Source organism: Streptomyces sp. MMBL 11-1, assembly GCF_028622875.1.
GTDB lineage: Bacteria > Actinomycetota > Actinomycetes > Streptomycetales > Streptomycetaceae > Streptomyces.
Window position 1 is genome coordinate 4,587,879 of record NZ_CP117709.1, and the last position, 15,237, is coordinate 4,603,115.

The following is a 15,237-nucleotide window of genomic DNA, read 5'->3' on the forward strand; positions in this document are numbered from 1 at the left end:
GCCCGTGGACGTCATCCACGACGGGCGGTCAGGACGTGTGGCCGAACGGGCAGCCCAGTTCCACCGGCAGCTCGTGCAGGTCGTTCTGCGTGACGATCGGCTTGTTGCGCAGCTCCGACGCCGGGACCGCCAGCTCCAGTTCCGGGAACTTCTCGTAGAGGGCCGGGAGCGCGATGCCGGCCTCCAGGCGGGAGAGTGCCGCACCCGGGCAGACGTGCGGGCCGTGGCCGAAGGCGATGTGGCGGTTCGGGGTGCGGGTGGCGTCGAACTCGCCGGCCGTCGGCCCGTACTGCTCCTCGTCCCGGCCCAGCGCGCCGAACGAGACGATCAGGCCCTCGCCCTTGGGCAGGACCTTGTCGCCGACCTCGATGTCCTCCGTCGCGAAGCGGATCAGGACGTGCGAGGTGGGGGTGTTCCAGCGCAGTGTCTCCTCGATCACGCCGTCCCAGGCGATCTCCCCGTCCAGCACCTTCTTGCGCTGCTCGGGGTGGGTCTGGAGCGCCTCGACGGCGTTGACGATCAGGCTGATCGTGGTCTCGTGCCCGGCGGCGATGATCAGCTGCAGCGTGTTGACGATCTCCTCGTCGGAGAGGTGGTCGCCGTTCTCGGAGGCCGCGATCAGGGCGCTGGTCAGGTCGTCGCCCGGGTTCGCCCGCTTGGAGTCGACGATCTTGGTGAAGAGGGTGCCGAGGTCCGCCATCATCTGCGGGACCTCCTCCGGCGGTGTCTGCGTCGAGAAGAACTTCTCGAACAGCTCCTTCAGCCGGGGGTGGTCCGCCGCGTCCACGCCCATCAGTTCGCTGATCACGTTCATGGGGAGGGGATAGGCGAACTCGGCCTTGAGGTCGACCGGCTGTCCGGCCGGGAGGGCCGCCAGCCTCTCCAGGCTCGCGTTCGTCAGCGCCTCGATCCCGGCGCGCAGCCGCTCCACCCGCTTCACCGTGAGCGCCTGAGCCACCAGCGTACGGAGACGGCGGTGGTCGGCCCCGTCGACCGTCAGCATCGAGCGGCCCGGGTTGGCCAGGCCGATCAGCGGCCAGTCCATGGGTATCTCGCCGCGCTGCCAGGCGTTCCAGACGTTGATGTCCTTGACCACGCGGCTGTCGGTGAGCAGCGCGCGGGCCTCCGCGTGGCGGGTGACCGCGTACACGTGTACACCGCCCGGCAGCTCCACCTCGGCCAGCGGCCCCGCGGCCCGCAGTGCGGCGTTCTCGCCGTCGAGGTCTCTGACGAAGGGGTCGAGCGCGATGCGGGTCATGCGGGGCCTCCGAAGCTTCCGGGTCTTCCGACGGCGGGGGTGGGTGTGAAGAGGACCGGCAGGTCGGTGAGCCCGCGCAGCCACGGCGACGGGCGGCGGGTGAGCTGCTCGGCGGGGACGGCGAGGTCCACGTCCGGCAGCCGGTCGAGCAGGACCTCGATGCCGGTACGGGCGATGACCTCGGCGGTCTCCTGGGCCGGGAACGGGCAGCGGTGCTCGCCGTGGCCGAAGGAGAGGAAGGCGTTGTTGCCACCGGTCAGCGCCGAGCCGTCGGTGCGCACCTGCGGGTCGCCGTTGGCGGCGGCGAGGCCGAGGAGCAGCAGGTCGCCGGCGCGGATGTGCCGGCCGCCGAGGTGGGTGTCGCGGGCGGCCCAGCGGCCGGCCACGTTCTGGGTGGGGGTGTCCTCCCAGAGGACCTCGTTCATGGCCTCGGCGACGCTGTGCCGGCCGCCCGAGAGCGAGGCGGCGAACCGGTCGTCGGTGAGCATCAGGCGCAGCGAGTTGCCCATCCAGTCGGCGGTCGGCTGGTGACCGGCCGCCATCATCACCATGAGGTCCTGGGCGACCTCCTCGTCGGTGAAGCCGCCGGGGTCGGCGAGCATCCGGCTGGCGACGTCGTCGCCGGGCTCGGCGTGCTTGTCGACCAGCAGCTGGAACATCGAGGTGCCGAGGTGCTGCTGTCCGGCGAGGGCCCGCTCCCGGCCGTCGATCATGTCGTTGATCGCGCCGACCAGCGGGTGGGCCTCCTCGTCGGAGAAGCCGTAGATCCTGGCCAGCACGAGGGCGGGGAGCAGCTTGGCGTACTCCGCGATGATGTCGACCGAGCCCTTGGTGCAGAACCGGTCGATCAGCTCGTCGGCGAACTCCTCCGCGTACCGCTTCAGGGAGAACGGGTCGACGCCTTCCAGCGCGTTGCTGATCATCATGGCGCGGACGCTGTGGCGCTCGCCGACCGTGTAGAGGATCGAGGGCTGCTTGCGCCCGATCATCGGCAGCAGCGGCCAGTCGTCGGGGATGCGGTCCCACTGGTTCCACAGGTCGGAGTCCCGGCTGAAGAGGGCCGGGTCGCCGGTGACCTGGTGCAGTTCGCGGTAGCCGAGGACGAGCCAGGCCGGCACGTCGCCGTCCAGGACGACGGGGGCGATCGCCCCGTGGTCGCGGCGCATGTCCCGGTAGAGCTGGACGGGGTCGCTCTGGAAGCGGGGCCCGGACAGGGGGACGGAGGTGTGGGTGACGGGGCAGCCGGAGACAGGGGTCACGGGGCGGGCTCCGGGGTCGGGCCGGCCGCCGCCAGGGCCGCCTCGGGGGCGACCGCTTCGGCGGCCGTTCCGGGGGCGCGGAGGCGGGCGGCGGAGAGCGCGGCGAGGTGCTCGACGAGCGTGATGAGCACGTACTTGCTGGACGAGCGGTCGCGGGCGTCGCACTCCACCAGCGGTACGTCCTCCGAGAGGTCCAGGGCCTCGCGGATCTGCTGCTCGCTGTGGAGCGGGCCGCCGAAGTCGTTGCACGCCACGATGAACGGGGTGCCGTGGTGCTCCAGGCGGTCGATGGCGTACCAGGAGTCGGCGAGCCGCCGGGTGTCGACGAGGACGACCGCGCCGAGCGTGCCGGAGAACAACCGGTCCCACAGGAACCAGAACCGCTCCTGGCCCGGCGCGCCGAAGAGGTACAGCACGGAGCGGGCGTCGAGCGTGATGCGGCCGAAGTCGAACGCCACGGTGGTGGACGTCTTGGCGTGGATGCCGTCGAGGTCGTCGACGGCCTCGCCCGCGCGGGTCATGGTCTCCTCCGTGTTGAGCGGACGGATCTCGCTCACGGATCGGACCATGGTGGTCTTGCCGACCCCGAAGCCGCCGACGACAACGATCTTGAGTCCGTTGTCGGCCGTCGCGCTCAGGGCGGCGCGGTCAGAGGTTGCGGAGTCCAACGAGCACCTGTTCCAGGATGTCGGGGTCGGGGAGCCGGTCCGCGACACGGGCTGTACGGGGGTGGCGGGCGCTGATCCGGCCGGTGTCGAGCAGGTCGCACAGCATGATGCGGACGATGCTGACGGGCAGGTTCAGGGTCGCGGCGATCTCGACGACGGCGGTGGGGCCCTGGCACATCCGCAGGATCGCGACGTGCTCGGACTGCATCCCGGGTGCCGGGTCGCACTCGGCGACGACGAGCGTCACCAGGTCGAAGGCGGCGGAGTCGGAGCGGCTGCGGCCCCCGGTGAGGGTGTACAGCCGGTCCGGATCGTCGTCGCGGCCCGGTCGGGGGCGGGGTGCCGTCGTCATACGGCCGGGACCTCGGCGGGTTCGCGGGGCGGCGCGACGAGGTGTTCGCCGAGCTGCTCGACGAGCTCGCTCATGTTGTGGCCGACGAGACCCACATCGGAGTCCTCGTCGGCGACGACGGCCAGGTGGGCCCCGGCCCCCGCCTCGACGATGAACAGCACGCCGCCGTAGAACTCGGCCATCGCGGACCGGACGCCGCCGGTGCCGTCGCCGAACTCGATGGACGCGCCGTGCGAGAGGCTCTGGATCCCGGCGGAGATCGCGGCCAGCTGGTCGGCCTGGTCGACGGAGAGCTCGGGGGTGCGGCACAGCTTGAGGCCGTCGCGGGAGAGGACGAGGGCGTGGCGGGTACCGGGGGTGCGGTCGAGCAGCCCCTCCAGCAGCCAGTTGAGCTTCTCGTCGGTGGTCGCGGTCATCGGGTGTTGCCTTCCGGGTGCGTGGAGTTGGCCCGTACCGCCTTGCTGAAGGTGCTGAAGCGCGCTGCCTGGACCTTCGGGTCGGTGGTGCGGGCCCGGGGGCTGTCGGCTCCGCCGGGGGTGGCGTTGCCGGTACGGGCTTCGGCGGCGGCCAGGGTGCGGCCGCGGCGGCGCTTGGGCAGGCCGCTCTCGCCGAACGCGGGCACGGCGCCGGTGGACTCGGACTCGGACTCCGAATCCACCGAAGAGCCCGGGGACGCCGAGGACTCCGTCTCCGCCGCCGGGGTCAGGGGCGTGGAGGCGTCGTCCTCGGGGAGGGACCGGGCCGCGGGGGCGGCGCCGGTGGTGTCCGTTCCGGCGGCCGAGGCGTGCGAGGGCTCCGGCTCGGCGGGGGCGGTGAGGGGGGCCGGGGCGGCGGCCGGGGCCGGCGGCGTCGGTGCGGTCGAGCGGGAGATGAGGTCCTGGGGGAGCATCATCAGCGCGCCGGTGCCGCCCCGGGCGGACGGCCGGAAGGAGACGGTCAGACCGTGCTTGCGGGCCAGCCGGCCGACGACGGCGAGGCCGAGGCGGGTGCCGGAGAGGTTGGTGAGGTCCTGGTGATCGGCGGAGACCGCCTTCTCCGCGCGGCGCAGCTGCACCTCGCTCATGACGAGCCCGCTGTCCTCGACGGTGATGACGATGCCCGCCGGGACCTCCTCCACGTACACATGGACCTCGGCGGTGGGCGGCGAGAAATTGGCAGCGTTGTCGAGGAGTTCGGCAAGCGCGTGCATGACGCCCTCGGCCGCGTGACCGGCGATGGCGACATCGCTGGTGGAGTGCAGGCGGACCCGCTGGTAGCTGCCGATCCGGCCCATGGCGCCGCGCAGGATCGACTCCATGACGATCGGCTTCGCCCAGCGCCGGCCGGAGCGGGCCCCGGTGAGCACGGCGATGGAGTCGGCGAGGCGGCCCGCCTGGGCGGTGCGGTGGTCCAGGTGGAGCAGGTCCCCGAGCACGGACTCGTCGGAGTGCCGGTGCTCCATCTCGCGGAGGTCGGCCAGCATGCTGGTGGCCAGGGCCTGCATCCGCCCCGCCGCGTTGGCGCAGGCGGCGACGGCCGCTGAGCGCTCGGTCTCGGCGCGGGTGGCGCGGGCGGTCAGCCGGTCGACGGAGACGGCCAGGCGGGCCTGCTCGGCGGCGGCGGCCGCGGCGATCCGCTCGTTCTCGGCGCGGGCGTCGGCGGCGACCCGGGCGGTCTCGGCGGCGGCGGCGCCCTTGATCCGGGCGGTCTCCGCGGTGAAGCGCTGGGCCTCGACGGCGGAGGCGGAGACCAGGCGCGAGGTCTCGGCGGTGAACCGCTGGGCGTCGGCGGCCCGCAGGGCGCGCAGGGTCCGCGCGGTCCCCAGGGTGTGGACGGTGACGGCCACGCAGGCGCTCAGCAGCACGGCGGCCGCGCCCGCGCCCCAGGCCAGCGGGGTCCGTGCCGCGTCGGGGGCGGCGGCGACGCCCCACAGGGTCAGCGTGCCGGTGGCGGCTGCCGAGATCAGCAGGGCGAGTGCGGTGGGCCGGTGTGAGGGGCGCAATCGGAGTCCTCGGTGGCGGACGGTGCGGGACGGTATGAGGCGGTACGGGGCGGTGCGAGGTGATTCAAGTGGTGCGAACCGGGTGAATTCGACTAGTCGAATTCAGGACAGTTCGGCACGGTTATGGGCGATCATGCACAACTGGAGCTGCCAATTCCTGCGCAAGTCTTGGTCACTATAGGAGACTTGACGGTCTGTTTGGGAAGATCTTGTGGGCTTTTTTGTACTGCTTACGTGCTTTGGTCCGTCCGCATCCCAAGAGTTCACCTGCCCCGACGGCATGCTGAGACCATGGCCGAACAGCATCGACCGCATACCGACACTCCTTCGGCGACTTCCGCGACGACTTCCCCGACGACTGCCCCGACGGCTTCGCTCGCGACGTCCCCGGCAGCCCCTCCGGCTTTCGTCGCCGCCCTCCGCTCCGCCGTACGCGGCGCGAGCGACTTCGGGGCCGCCGCACGGGCGCTGACGACGATGGACGCCTCCAACTACCGCCGCGTCCCGCTCGGTGTGCTCGCCCCGCGCGACGCCGACGACATCGCCGCCGCCCTGGCCGTCTGCCGGGAGCACGGGGTGCCGGTGGTGCCGCGCGGCGGCGGCACGTCCATCGCCGGGCAGGCCACCGGCACCGGACTCGTCCTCGACCTCACCCGTCATCTGCGCACGGTCCTCGACCTGGACCCCGCCGCCCGCACCGCCGTCGTCCAGCCCGGCGTGATCCTCGACGACCTGCGGGCCGCCGCCGCACCCCACGGCCTGACCTTCGGCCCCGACCCCTCCACCCACAGCCGCTGCACCCTCGGCGGGATGATCGGCAACAACTCCTGCGGCGCGCACTCGGTCGCCTGGGGCACCACGGCCGACAACGTGCGGAAGCTGTCGGTGGTCCGTTACGGGGGCGAGGCCCTGCACCTGGAACAGGGGAGCGGCGAAGGGCCCGAGGGCACCGGCGCGCTCGTCGCCGCCCACCTCGCCCTCCTGCGCACCGGCTACCCCGGCCTCCCGCGCCGCATCTCCGGGTACGCGCTCGACGCCCTGCTCCCCGAACACCCCGGCGGCCCCGACCCGGTCCGGGCGTTCTGCGGCAGCGAGGGCACCCTCGGCGTCGTCACCGAGGCCACCGTGCGCCTGGTCGAGGCCCCGCGCGCCCGCGCCCTGGCCGTCCTCGGTTACGCCGACGAGTCCGCCGCCGCCGACGCCGCCCCGGGCCTCCTCCCGTACCGCCCGCTCACCGTCGAGGGCATGGCCGCCGACCTCGTCACCGAGTCCGCCGGGCTGCCGCGCGGGGCCGCCTGGCTGTTCGTCGAGACCGGCGGCGACACCCCGGCCGAGGCGAGAGCGCACGCCGAACGCGTCCTGCGGGGGGCCGACGCGGTCGACGGGACGGTCGTCACGGACCCGGCCGGGCAGCGGGCCCTGTGGCGGATCCGCGAGGACGCCGCCGGAACCGCGACCAGGATGCCCGACGGAGCCGAGGCCTGGCCGGGGTGGGAGGACTGCGCGGTGCCGCCCGCCCGGCTCGGCGCGTACCTCCGCGACTTCCGGGCCCTCCTCGCCGCACACGGCCTGCGCGGTGCCCCGTACGGCCACTTCGGCGAGGGCTGCGTCCACGTCCGTATCGACTTCGACCTGACCGGCGCGGACGGGGTGGCCCGCTTCCGCCGGTTCTCCGAGGAGACGGCCGACCTCGTCATCGCGCACGGCGGCTCCCTCAGCGGCGAGCACGGCGACGGCCAGGCGCGCGCGGAACTGCTGCCCCGGATGTACGGGGACGGGCTCGTCGCCCTCTTCGGCCGGTACAAGGACCTGTGGGACCCGGACGGCGGCCTGAACCCGGGGATGCTGGTCCGCCCGGACCGCCTCGACGAGAACCTCCGCTTCGCCGTCCTCCCGAAACGCCCGGTGGACGTGGAGTTCGGCTATCCGCAGGACGGCGGGGACTTCACGGGCGCGGTCCGCCGCTGCGTCGGCGTCGCCAAGTGCCGTACGACGGAGACGAGCGGCGCGGGCGTCATGTGCCCGTCCTTCCGGGCGACCGGCGAGGAGGCCCACTCCACCCGGGGCCGGGCCCGGCTGCTGCACGAGATGCTCGCGGGCGAGGTCATCACGGACGGCTGGCGCAGCGAGGAGGTCCGGGACGCGCTCGACCTGTGCCTCTCCTGCAAGGGCTGCCGCAGCGACTGCCCGGTGGGCGTCGACATGGCGACGTACAAGGCGGAGTTCCTGCACCACCACTACCGGGGCAGGCTCCGGCCCGCCGCCCACTACGCGATGGGCCGCCTCCCCCGGTGGCTGCGCCTGGCCGCCCCCTTCGCCCGGCCGCTGAACGCCATGGCCCGGCTGCGCCCCCTTGCCGCGCTCGCCAGACGGCTGGCCGGGATCGCGCCCGAGCGCACGATCCCGGTCCTCGCGACGGAGACGTACAGCCGGTGGCTGCTCCGCCGCCAGGGGAAGGGGACACGGATCCCGGACCCGGACCGGGTGGTGGCGCTCTGGGCGGACACCTTCACCGAGCACCTGTCGCCGCGGGTGGGCCGGGCGGCGGTCCGGGTCCTGGAGGAGGCGACGGGGCGTACGGTGCTGCCGCACCCGCGCGGGGCGTGCTGCGGCCTCACGTACGTATCGACGGGCCAGCTCGACGCGGCCCGCCGCGTGATGCGCCGCACCCTGGACCGGCTCCGCCTCCCGTCGGGCCTGCCGCTCGTGGTCCTGGAACCGAGCTGCGCCGCGACCCTCCGCACCGACCTGCCCGAACTCCTCCCGGACGACCCGCGCGCCGCCGAACTGGCCGCTTCCGTGCGGACGTTCGCCCAGTACCTGGAGGAGTACGCCCCCGACTGGACCCCGTCCCGCCGGGACCGCCCGGCCGTCGGCCAGACGCACTGCCACCAGCACGCGGTCCTCGGCGACGCGGCGGAACGCCGGCTGCGGGAACGGATGGGCCTCACCGGCGAACTCAGCGGCGGCTGCTGCGGGCTCGCCGGGAACTTCGGCTTCGAGAAGGGCCACTGGGAGGTGTCCGTCGCCTGCGCGGAGGAGCGGCTGCTCCCCGCCGTACGGGAGGCCGAACCCGGGACGGAACTCCTCGCGGACGGCTTCTCCTGCCGTACGCAGCTCGACCAGCTGGCCGGGCGGCGGGCCCGGCACCTCGCGGAGGTCGTCGCGGAGGCCATCGAGGAGGCCGGTGCGACGGCCGCCGCCGAGGGGCCGGGGGGCGACGCGTAGGGCCCGGCGCGCGGCCGGGACGGCCTGCACCCCACTGCCGGGACCGCAGGCGATCGCCCTGAGTCAGTCGTCGGCGTTCCCCGAGGCAGTGCGGCTTCCCGCACTGCCCAGTCCATTACAGTGTACTGATCTGTCTTGTACCTGTTCCTCCGGAAGGCCCTCCCGTGAACGACCAGCGCAGCGCCGCCGAACCGGCCGTCGCAGCCGTCGCCGTACCCGAAGCGGTGACGGCACTCGAGGGCGCCGGGGCCGGTGCGGACGTCCAGGGGGGCACCGGCGCGCCCGCCGCGCGGGCGGGGGCCGACCGCCGGGCGGCGCTGACGCCGATCGTGCTGGTGGTCGCCGGCGGCCTGTCCGTCCAGTTCGGCTCGGCCGTCGCGGCGCTCCTGATGCCGAAGGCCGGTGCGCTGGGCGTCGTCACCCTGCGGCTGGCGGCCGCCGCGCTGATCCTGCTGGTGATCTGCCGGCCGAAGCTGCGCGGCCACTCGCGTGCCGACTGGGGCACGGTGCTCGCCTTCGGCGTCGCGATGGGCGGCATGAACACGCTCTTCTACCAGGCGCTGGACCGGATTCCGCTCGGCATCGCCGTCACCCTGGAGGTGCTCGGCCCGCTCGCCCTCTCGGTGTTCGCCTCCCGCCGCCTGATCAACCTCCTGTGGGCGGGCCTCGCCCTCGCCGGTGTCGTCCTGCTGGGCGGCGGCGGCTTCGACCGCCTCGACCCGGTCGGCGCCGCGTACGCCCTGGGGGCCGGGGCGATGTGGGCGGCGTACATCGTGTTCAGCGCCCGGACCGGCCGCCGCTTCCCGCAGGCGGACGGGCTGGCGCTGGCGATGGGGGTCGCGGCGGTCCTCTCGCTGCCCCTGGGCATCATCGAGTCCGGTGCGAAACTCACGGTCCCGTCCACCGTGGCGCTCGGCGCGGCGGTGGCCCTCCTCAGCTCGGTGCTCCCGTACACCCTGGAGCTGATGGCGCTGCGCCGGCTGCCCGCGTCCACGTTCGCCGTGATGATGAGCCTGGAGCCGGCCATCGCGGCCGGCGCGGGCTTCCTCATCCTGGACCAGGCCCTCTCCACCACGGACGCCCTCGCCATCGCCCTGGTCATCGGGGCCAGCGTCGGCGCGGTACGCAGCCGGAGGGGCCCGCGCCACGTGGGGTGAGCCCTTCCCGTCCGTCCGCTTCCGGGCGTGGGTGGGTGAGCGGGCGCTGCCGTACGTCACACATGAGCACTTCCCGGTCGTGAGCACTTCCCGGTCGTGCGGGGTCGCCCTGCCGTCGAACCGGCTCCAATGGCGGATGCCGCTGTGCGCGGGAACGGATCGCGGGCGAGGCTGGCTCATGGCACCAAGGCGTCCATGCCATCGTGTATCCCGCTCCGACCCGCAGCGACAACGTGAGGACACGGCGACATGCCCCTGCAGCCCGATGACCTTGCCGCCCACTACGAGCGCCTCGCCGACGACTTCGAGGAGAGCTGGGCACACAGCCCGGCGTTTGTCTCATGGATGAACCGGTGCATCGGCACCAGGCTCGGTCTCCGGCCCCAGGACCGGGCCGCGGACATCGGGTGCGGCAGCGGCCTGTACGCGCGGTCCATGGCTGAGCACGCGCGCACCGTCCTGTGCGTCGATCCTTCCGCCAAGATGCTGGCGAGGCTGCCGGCCACGCCTTCCTTCGTGCCGGTGCGCGCGTCCATCGAGGACCTGGCCACCGGGTCCGTTCAGCTCCCCCACTCGGGGCGGCTCGACGGGGTGCTGGCCAAGGACGTCATCCATCACGCTCGCGATGTGCCGACGGCACTGCGCACGCTGGCGGGCCTGCTCGCTCCGGGAGGAAGGCTGGTCCTCGTGACCTGGCCGCTGCACATCGACTATCCGCTGTTCGACAAGGCGGTGGAGCAGCACGAGCAGGCCTATATCGACCCCGAGGACATGAGGAGTGTGCTCGCCGGCTGCGGTCTGGAGGTCGAGGTGACGTGCGAGAGGTACCCCTTGTCGATCGCCAAGGAGCAGTGGATGGCATGGGTGGCCAACCGCTTCATGTCGCTTCTCTGCACCTTCGACGACGGCGAGCTGTCGGAGGGCCTGCGCGAGATCGACGCCCGCCACCCCGGACCCGTGATCGAATTCGAGGGCCGATTCGTCTTCACCCGCGCACAGGGCTGAGCCCTCGCTGCCCACGCTCCCGGCTGAGAGCCCCGTGACCGTCATCGCGGCCCGCGGTGGGCCGTTCGGCGGCCAGAAAATCATGCAAGCATGCTTGCTTGTTTTCTGGTCCGCTGCCATGCTCCTGGGCACCACACCCGGTCCCGAGGGGAGCGCACGTGTCCGCTGTCGTAGCCGTGATCGACGATCTGCGCGAAGAGAGCGATGAACTCGACGCTCTGGTAGGGACGTTGGACTCCCGGGCCTGGCGCGGCCCGACGCCCGCCGCCCGGTGGACCGTGGCCCACCAGATCGCCCACCTCAGCTGGACCGACGAGGTCGCGCTGCTGGCGGCCACCGAGCCGGACCGGTTCGGCGACGAGGTGGTCAAGGCCCTGGCCGCGCCCGAGACCTTCGTCGACGAGGCGGCCGACGCCCTGGTCGCCGCCCATGACCCGGACGCCCTGCTCGCCCGGTGGCGGGAAGGGCGGCAGCGGCTCGACGCGACCCTGCGGAACGCCCCGGCGGGCACCCGGATCCCCTGGTACGGGCCGCCGATGGGCATCGCGTCCATGGCGACCGCCCGGCTCATGGAGACCTGGGCGCACGGCCAGGACATCGCCGACGCCATCGGGGTCACCCGGGGCCCCACCGCCCGGCTCCGGCATGTGGCGCGGATCGGCGTCCGGGCCCGGAACTACGCCTACGGGGTGCGCGGGATCACCGCGCCCGAGGAGGAGTTCCGCGTCGAACTCCACACCCCGGAGGGCGAGATGATCGCGTACGGGCCGGAGGGGGCCGCCCAGCGGATCACGGGGCCGCTCCTCGACTTCTGCCTCCTGGTCACCCAGCGCGCCCACCGGTCCGACCTCGCGGTCACCGCCGAGGGACGCGACGCCGACCAGTGGCTCGGTATCGCCCAGGCCTTCGCGGGGCCTCCCGGGCCGGGCCGCCCGCCCCGCGCGGAGCGTGCCGGCCGGGACGGTCACCGGTGAACGCCGCCCCCGGCCCCGCGCCCCTCCGGATCGGCAACGCCTCCGGCTTCTACGGCGACCGCTTCGACGCGCTGCGCGAGATGCTCACCGGCGGCCCCCTCGACGTCGTCACCGGGGACTACCTCGCCGAGCTGACCATGCTCATCCTCGGCCGGAGCCGCCTGAAGGACCCGGACAAGGGCTATGCCACCACCTTTCTGCGCCAGTTGGAGGAAGGGCTCGGCCTTGCCCACGAGCGCGGGGTGAAGATCGTGGCCAACGCGGGCGGGCTCAACCCGGCCGGACTCGCCGCCGCAGTACGGCAGTTGGCGGAGAAGACCGGCGTGCCCGTCGCCGTCGCGCACGTCGAGGGGGACGGCCTGCCCGTCCCGGACGGGTTCCTCACGGCCAACGCCTACCTCGGCGGCTCCGGGATCGCCGCCTGTCTGCGGGCCGGGGCCGATGTCGTCGTCACCGGCCGGGTCACCGACGCGGCCCTGGTCACCGGGCCCGCCGCCGCCCACTTCGGCTGGGGCCCGGACGACCTGGACGCGCTCGCGGGGGCCGTCGTCGCCGGGCACGTCCTGGAGTGCGGCACGCAGGCGACCGGCGGGAACTACGCGTTCTTCCGCGAGCGGGACACCCGTCTCCTCCGCCGCCCCGGCTTCCCGCTCGCCGAGATCCACGCCGACGGCTCCTCGGTCATCACCAAGCATGACGGCACGGGCGGGTTCGTCGACACCGGCACCGTCACCGCCCAGCTCCTGTACGAGACCGGCGCGGCCCGGTACGCGGGCCCCGACGTCACCGCCCGCCTGGACACCGTGAAGCTGACCCCGGACGGCCCGGACCGGGTCCGTATCGACGGCGTACGGGGCGAGGCCCCGCCGCCCACCCTCAAGGCCGGGCTCACCCGGCTCGGCGGCTGGCGCAACGAGGTCGTCCTGGTCCTCACCGGCCTGGACATCGAGGCCAAGGCGGCCCTGGTGAAGGGCCAGTTCGCCGACGCCCTAGAGCGGTCCGGCGTACGCCCGCCGGCCGAGGTGCGCTGGGAGCTGGCCCGGACCGACCACGCCGACGCCGCCACCGAGGAGCGGGCCAGCGCCCTGCTGCGGCTCGTCGTCCGCGACGAGGACGCCGACGCGGTGGGCCGGGCCGTCTCCGGGGCCGCCGTGGAGCTGGCGCTCGGCAGCTACCCGGGCTTCCACGTCACCGCCCCGCCCGGAAAGGGCGCGCCCTACGGGGTGTTCGAGGCCAGGACCGTACCGGCGACGGACGTCGAGCACACCGCCGTACTGCCGGACGGCCGCAGAGAGGTGCAGGAACCCCCCTCCCGCACGCAGGAGTTGACCGGGCTCGACGAGCCTCCGCTGCCCGAGCCGTATCCCGCCGGCCTCCCCACCCGGCGCGCGCCTCTCGGTCTGATCGCGGGCGCCCGCAGCGGCGACAAGGGCGGCGACGCCAACGTGGGCGTCTGGGTGCGTGACGACGACGCCTGGCGGTGGCTGGCGCACGAACTGACCGTCGAGCGGCTGAAAGAACTCCTGCCGGAGACCGCCACGTTGACCGTGGTGCGCCATGTCCTGCCCAACCTCCGCGCCCTGAACTTCACCGTCCACGGCCTCCTCGGCGAGGGCGTCGCCGCCCAGGCACGGTTCGATCCCCAGGCCAAGGCGCTGGGGGAGTGGCTGCGGTCCCGGTCGCTCCCCGTCCCCGTACCGCTGCTGGAAGGCGTCCCCCTCCCGGAGGTGACCGCATGACCGTCCTGCCCACCGCGCTCGACACCAACGGCCCCGAGTACGCCGCGCATCGGGCCGCCATGGTGGCGAAACTCGCCGAGCTGGAGACCGAGCACGCCAAAGCGCTCGCGGGCGGCGGCGAGAAGTACGTCACCCGGCACCGGAAGCGCGGCAAGCTCCCGGCCCGCGAGCGGATCGAGCTGCTCGTCGACCCCGACACCCCGTTCCTGGAGCTGTCGCCGCTGGCCGCCTGGGGCAGCGACTACGCCGTCGGGGCCTCGCTCGTCACCGGGATCGGGGTGGTCGAGGGCGTCGAGTGCCTCATCACCGCCAACGACCCGACCGTGCGCGGCGGGGCCTCGAACCCGTGGACGCTGAAGAAGGCCCTGCGCGCCAACGAGATCGCCTTCGCCAACCGGCTGCCCTGCGTCAGCCTGGTGGAGTCGGGCGGGGCCGATCTGCCCTCCCAGAAGGAGATCTTCATCCCGGGCGGGGCCCTCTTCCGCGACCTCACCCGGCTCTCCGCCGCCCGGATTCCCACCGTCGCCGTCGTGTTCGGCAACTCCACGGCCGGCGGCGCCTACGTCCCCGGCATGTCCGACCACACCGTGATGATCAAGGACCGGTCCAAGGTCTTCCTCGGCGGACCGCCCCTGGTGAAGATGGCGACCGGCGAGGAGAGCGACGACGAGTCCCTCGGCGGCGCCGAAATGCACGCCCGCACCTCCGGGCTCGCCGACCACTTCGCCCTCGACGAGCACGACGCGATCCGCCAGGCCCGCCGCATCGTCGCCCGCCTCAACTGGCGCAAGGCGCACCCCGATCCGGGCCCCGCCGAGCCGCCGAAGTACGACGAGGACGAGCTGCTCGGCATCGTGCCGGGCGACCTGAAGGCGCCCTTCGACCCGCGTGAGGTCATCGCCCGGCTGGTCGACGGCTCGGACTTCGACGCGTTCAAGCCGCTGTACGGGACGAGCCTGGTCACCGGCTGGGCGCGGCTGCACGGCTATCCGGTCGGGATCCTCGCCAACGCGCAGGGCGTGCTGTTCAGTGAGGAGTCCCAGAAGGCGGCCCAGTTCATCCAGTTGGCGAACCAGCGCGACATCCCGCTGCTCTTCCTCCACAACACCACCGGCTACATGGTCGGCAAGGAGTACGAGCAGGGCGGCATCATCAAGCACGGCGCGATGATGATCAACGCGGTCGCCAACTCGAAGGTGCCGCACCTGTCGGTCCTGATGGGGGCGTCCTACGGGGCCGGCCACTACGGCATGTGCGGCCGGGCCTACGATCCGCGCTTCCTCTTCGCCTGGCCCAGCAGCAAGTCCGCCGTCATGGGCCCGCAGCAGCTCGCCGGGGTCCTGTCCATCGTCGCCCGCGCCTCCGCCGCCGCCAAGGGGCAGCCCTACGACGACGAGGCCGACGCCGGGCTGCGGGCGATGGTGGAGCAGCAGATCGAGGCGGAGTCGCTGCCGGTGTTCCTGTCCGGGCGGCTGTACGACGACGGGGTCATCGACCCGCGCGACACCCGCACCGTCCTCGGCATGTGCCTGTCCGCGATCCACACCGCACCGGTCGAGGGCGCCCGCGGCGGCTTCGGCGTCTTCCGGATGTGATCGCTCATGAGACTCACCAGG

General features: G+C 73.3%; 12 protein-coding genes. 6 read left to right on the forward strand and 6 right to left on the reverse strand.

Translation table 11 applies throughout. The features are described from left to right. Positions 1–28 precede the first annotated feature (28 nt). The 6 genes from PSQ21_RS20220 to PSQ21_RS20245 are packed head-to-tail and all read right to left on the reverse strand — an operon-like array spanning position 29 to position 5,518. Positions 29–1,258, reverse strand: a complete 1,230-nt coding sequence (locus tag PSQ21_RS20220) for a cytochrome P450 family protein (RefSeq protein ID WP_274032033.1) — start codon at positions 1,256–1,258, stop codon at positions 29–31. Continuing rightward, positions 1,255–2,517 carry a cytochrome P450 gene (locus PSQ21_RS20225; RefSeq protein ID WP_274032034.1) on the reverse strand — a complete coding sequence of 421 codons (1,263 nt, stop codon included), beginning with the start codon at positions 2,515–2,517 and terminating at the stop codon, positions 1,255–1,257. The genes PSQ21_RS20220 and PSQ21_RS20225 overlap by 4 nt, the downstream gene beginning before the upstream one ends. Continuing rightward, positions 2,514–3,185, reverse strand: coding sequence for a GTP-binding protein (locus tag PSQ21_RS20230; RefSeq protein WP_274032035.1), 672 nt, complete (start codon positions 3,183–3,185; stop codon positions 2,514–2,516). Before PSQ21_RS20230 ends, PSQ21_RS20225 begins: the two co-directional genes overlap by 4 nt. Continuing rightward, positions 3,166–3,537, reverse strand: a complete 372-nt coding sequence (locus PSQ21_RS20235; RefSeq protein ID WP_073740608.1) for a DUF742 domain-containing protein — start codon at positions 3,535–3,537, stop codon at positions 3,166–3,168. Before PSQ21_RS20235 ends, PSQ21_RS20230 begins: the two co-directional genes overlap by 20 nt. Further along, a complete protein-coding gene (locus tag PSQ21_RS20240) occupies positions 3,534–3,953 on the reverse strand; it encodes a roadblock/LC7 domain-containing protein (protein WP_006126641.1) in 420 nt (139 codons plus the stop codon). Before PSQ21_RS20240 ends, PSQ21_RS20235 begins: the two co-directional genes overlap by 4 nt. Then, positions 3,950–5,518: a sensor histidine kinase gene (locus PSQ21_RS20245; protein ID WP_274032036.1), complete on the reverse strand. Its 1,569-nt coding sequence runs from the start codon at positions 5,516–5,518 to the stop codon at positions 3,950–3,952. The genes PSQ21_RS20240 and PSQ21_RS20245 overlap by 4 nt, the downstream gene beginning before the upstream one ends. Positions 5,519–5,809: 291 nt before the next feature. Here PSQ21_RS20245 and PSQ21_RS20250 point away from each other — a divergent pair, with 291 nt between their 5' ends. The 6 genes from PSQ21_RS20250 (at position 5,810) to PSQ21_RS20275 (ending at position 15,216) form a co-directional block, all read left to right on the forward strand. Next, on the forward strand, positions 5,810–8,746 hold the full coding sequence (locus PSQ21_RS20250) for an FAD-binding and (Fe-S)-binding domain-containing protein (RefSeq protein WP_443334399.1): 2,937 nt from the start codon (positions 5,810–5,812) through the stop codon (positions 8,744–8,746). Positions 8,747–8,910: 164 nt separating this feature from the next. Continuing rightward, entirely contained in the window at positions 8,911–9,903 is a 993-nt protein-coding gene (locus PSQ21_RS20255) for an EamA family transporter (protein ID WP_274032037.1), read from the forward strand. A gap of 249 nt (positions 9,904–10,152) precedes the next feature. Beyond that, on the forward strand, positions 10,153–10,908 hold the full coding sequence (locus tag PSQ21_RS20260; RefSeq protein ID WP_274032038.1) for a class I SAM-dependent DNA methyltransferase: 756 nt from the start codon (positions 10,153–10,155) through the stop codon (positions 10,906–10,908). A gap of 158 nt (positions 10,909–11,066) precedes the next feature. Next, positions 11,067–11,882 carry a TIGR03084 family metal-binding protein gene (locus PSQ21_RS20265; protein ID WP_274032039.1) on the forward strand — a complete coding sequence of 272 codons (816 nt, stop codon included), beginning with the start codon at positions 11,067–11,069 and terminating at the stop codon, positions 11,880–11,882. Continuing rightward, positions 11,879–13,621, forward strand: a complete 1,743-nt coding sequence (locus tag PSQ21_RS20270; protein WP_274032040.1) for an acyclic terpene utilization AtuA family protein — start codon at positions 11,879–11,881, stop codon at positions 13,619–13,621. Before PSQ21_RS20265 ends, PSQ21_RS20270 begins: the two co-directional genes overlap by 4 nt. Then, a complete protein-coding gene (locus PSQ21_RS20275) occupies positions 13,618–15,216 on the forward strand; it encodes an acyl-CoA carboxylase subunit beta (RefSeq protein WP_274032041.1) in 1,599 nt (532 codons plus the stop codon). Before PSQ21_RS20270 ends, PSQ21_RS20275 begins: the two co-directional genes overlap by 4 nt. The last annotated feature ends 21 nt before the right edge of the window (positions 15,217–15,237 follow it).

Excerpts from the sequence above, each read along its gene's own strand:
- PSQ21_RS20250 (WP_443334399.1), top strand. The coding sequence starts at position 5,810 with ATGGCCGAACAGCATCGACCGCATACCGACACTCCTTCGGCGACTTCC.
- PSQ21_RS20240 (WP_006126641.1), bottom strand. The coding sequence starts at position 3,953 with ATGACCGCGACCACCGACGAGAAGCTCAACTGGCTGCTGGAGGGGCTG.
- PSQ21_RS20260 (WP_274032038.1), top strand. The coding sequence starts at position 10,153 with ATGCCCCTGCAGCCCGATGACCTTGCCGCCCACTACGAGCGCCTCGCC.
- PSQ21_RS20220 (WP_274032033.1), bottom strand. The coding sequence starts at position 1,258 with ATGACCCGCATCGCGCTCGACCCCTTCGTCAGAGACCTCGACGGCGAG.
- PSQ21_RS20235 (WP_073740608.1), bottom strand. The coding sequence starts at position 3,537 with ATGACGACGGCACCCCGCCCCCGACCGGGCCGCGACGACGATCCGGAC.
- PSQ21_RS20275 (WP_274032041.1), top strand. The coding sequence starts at position 13,618 with ATGACCGTCCTGCCCACCGCGCTCGACACCAACGGCCCCGAGTACGCC.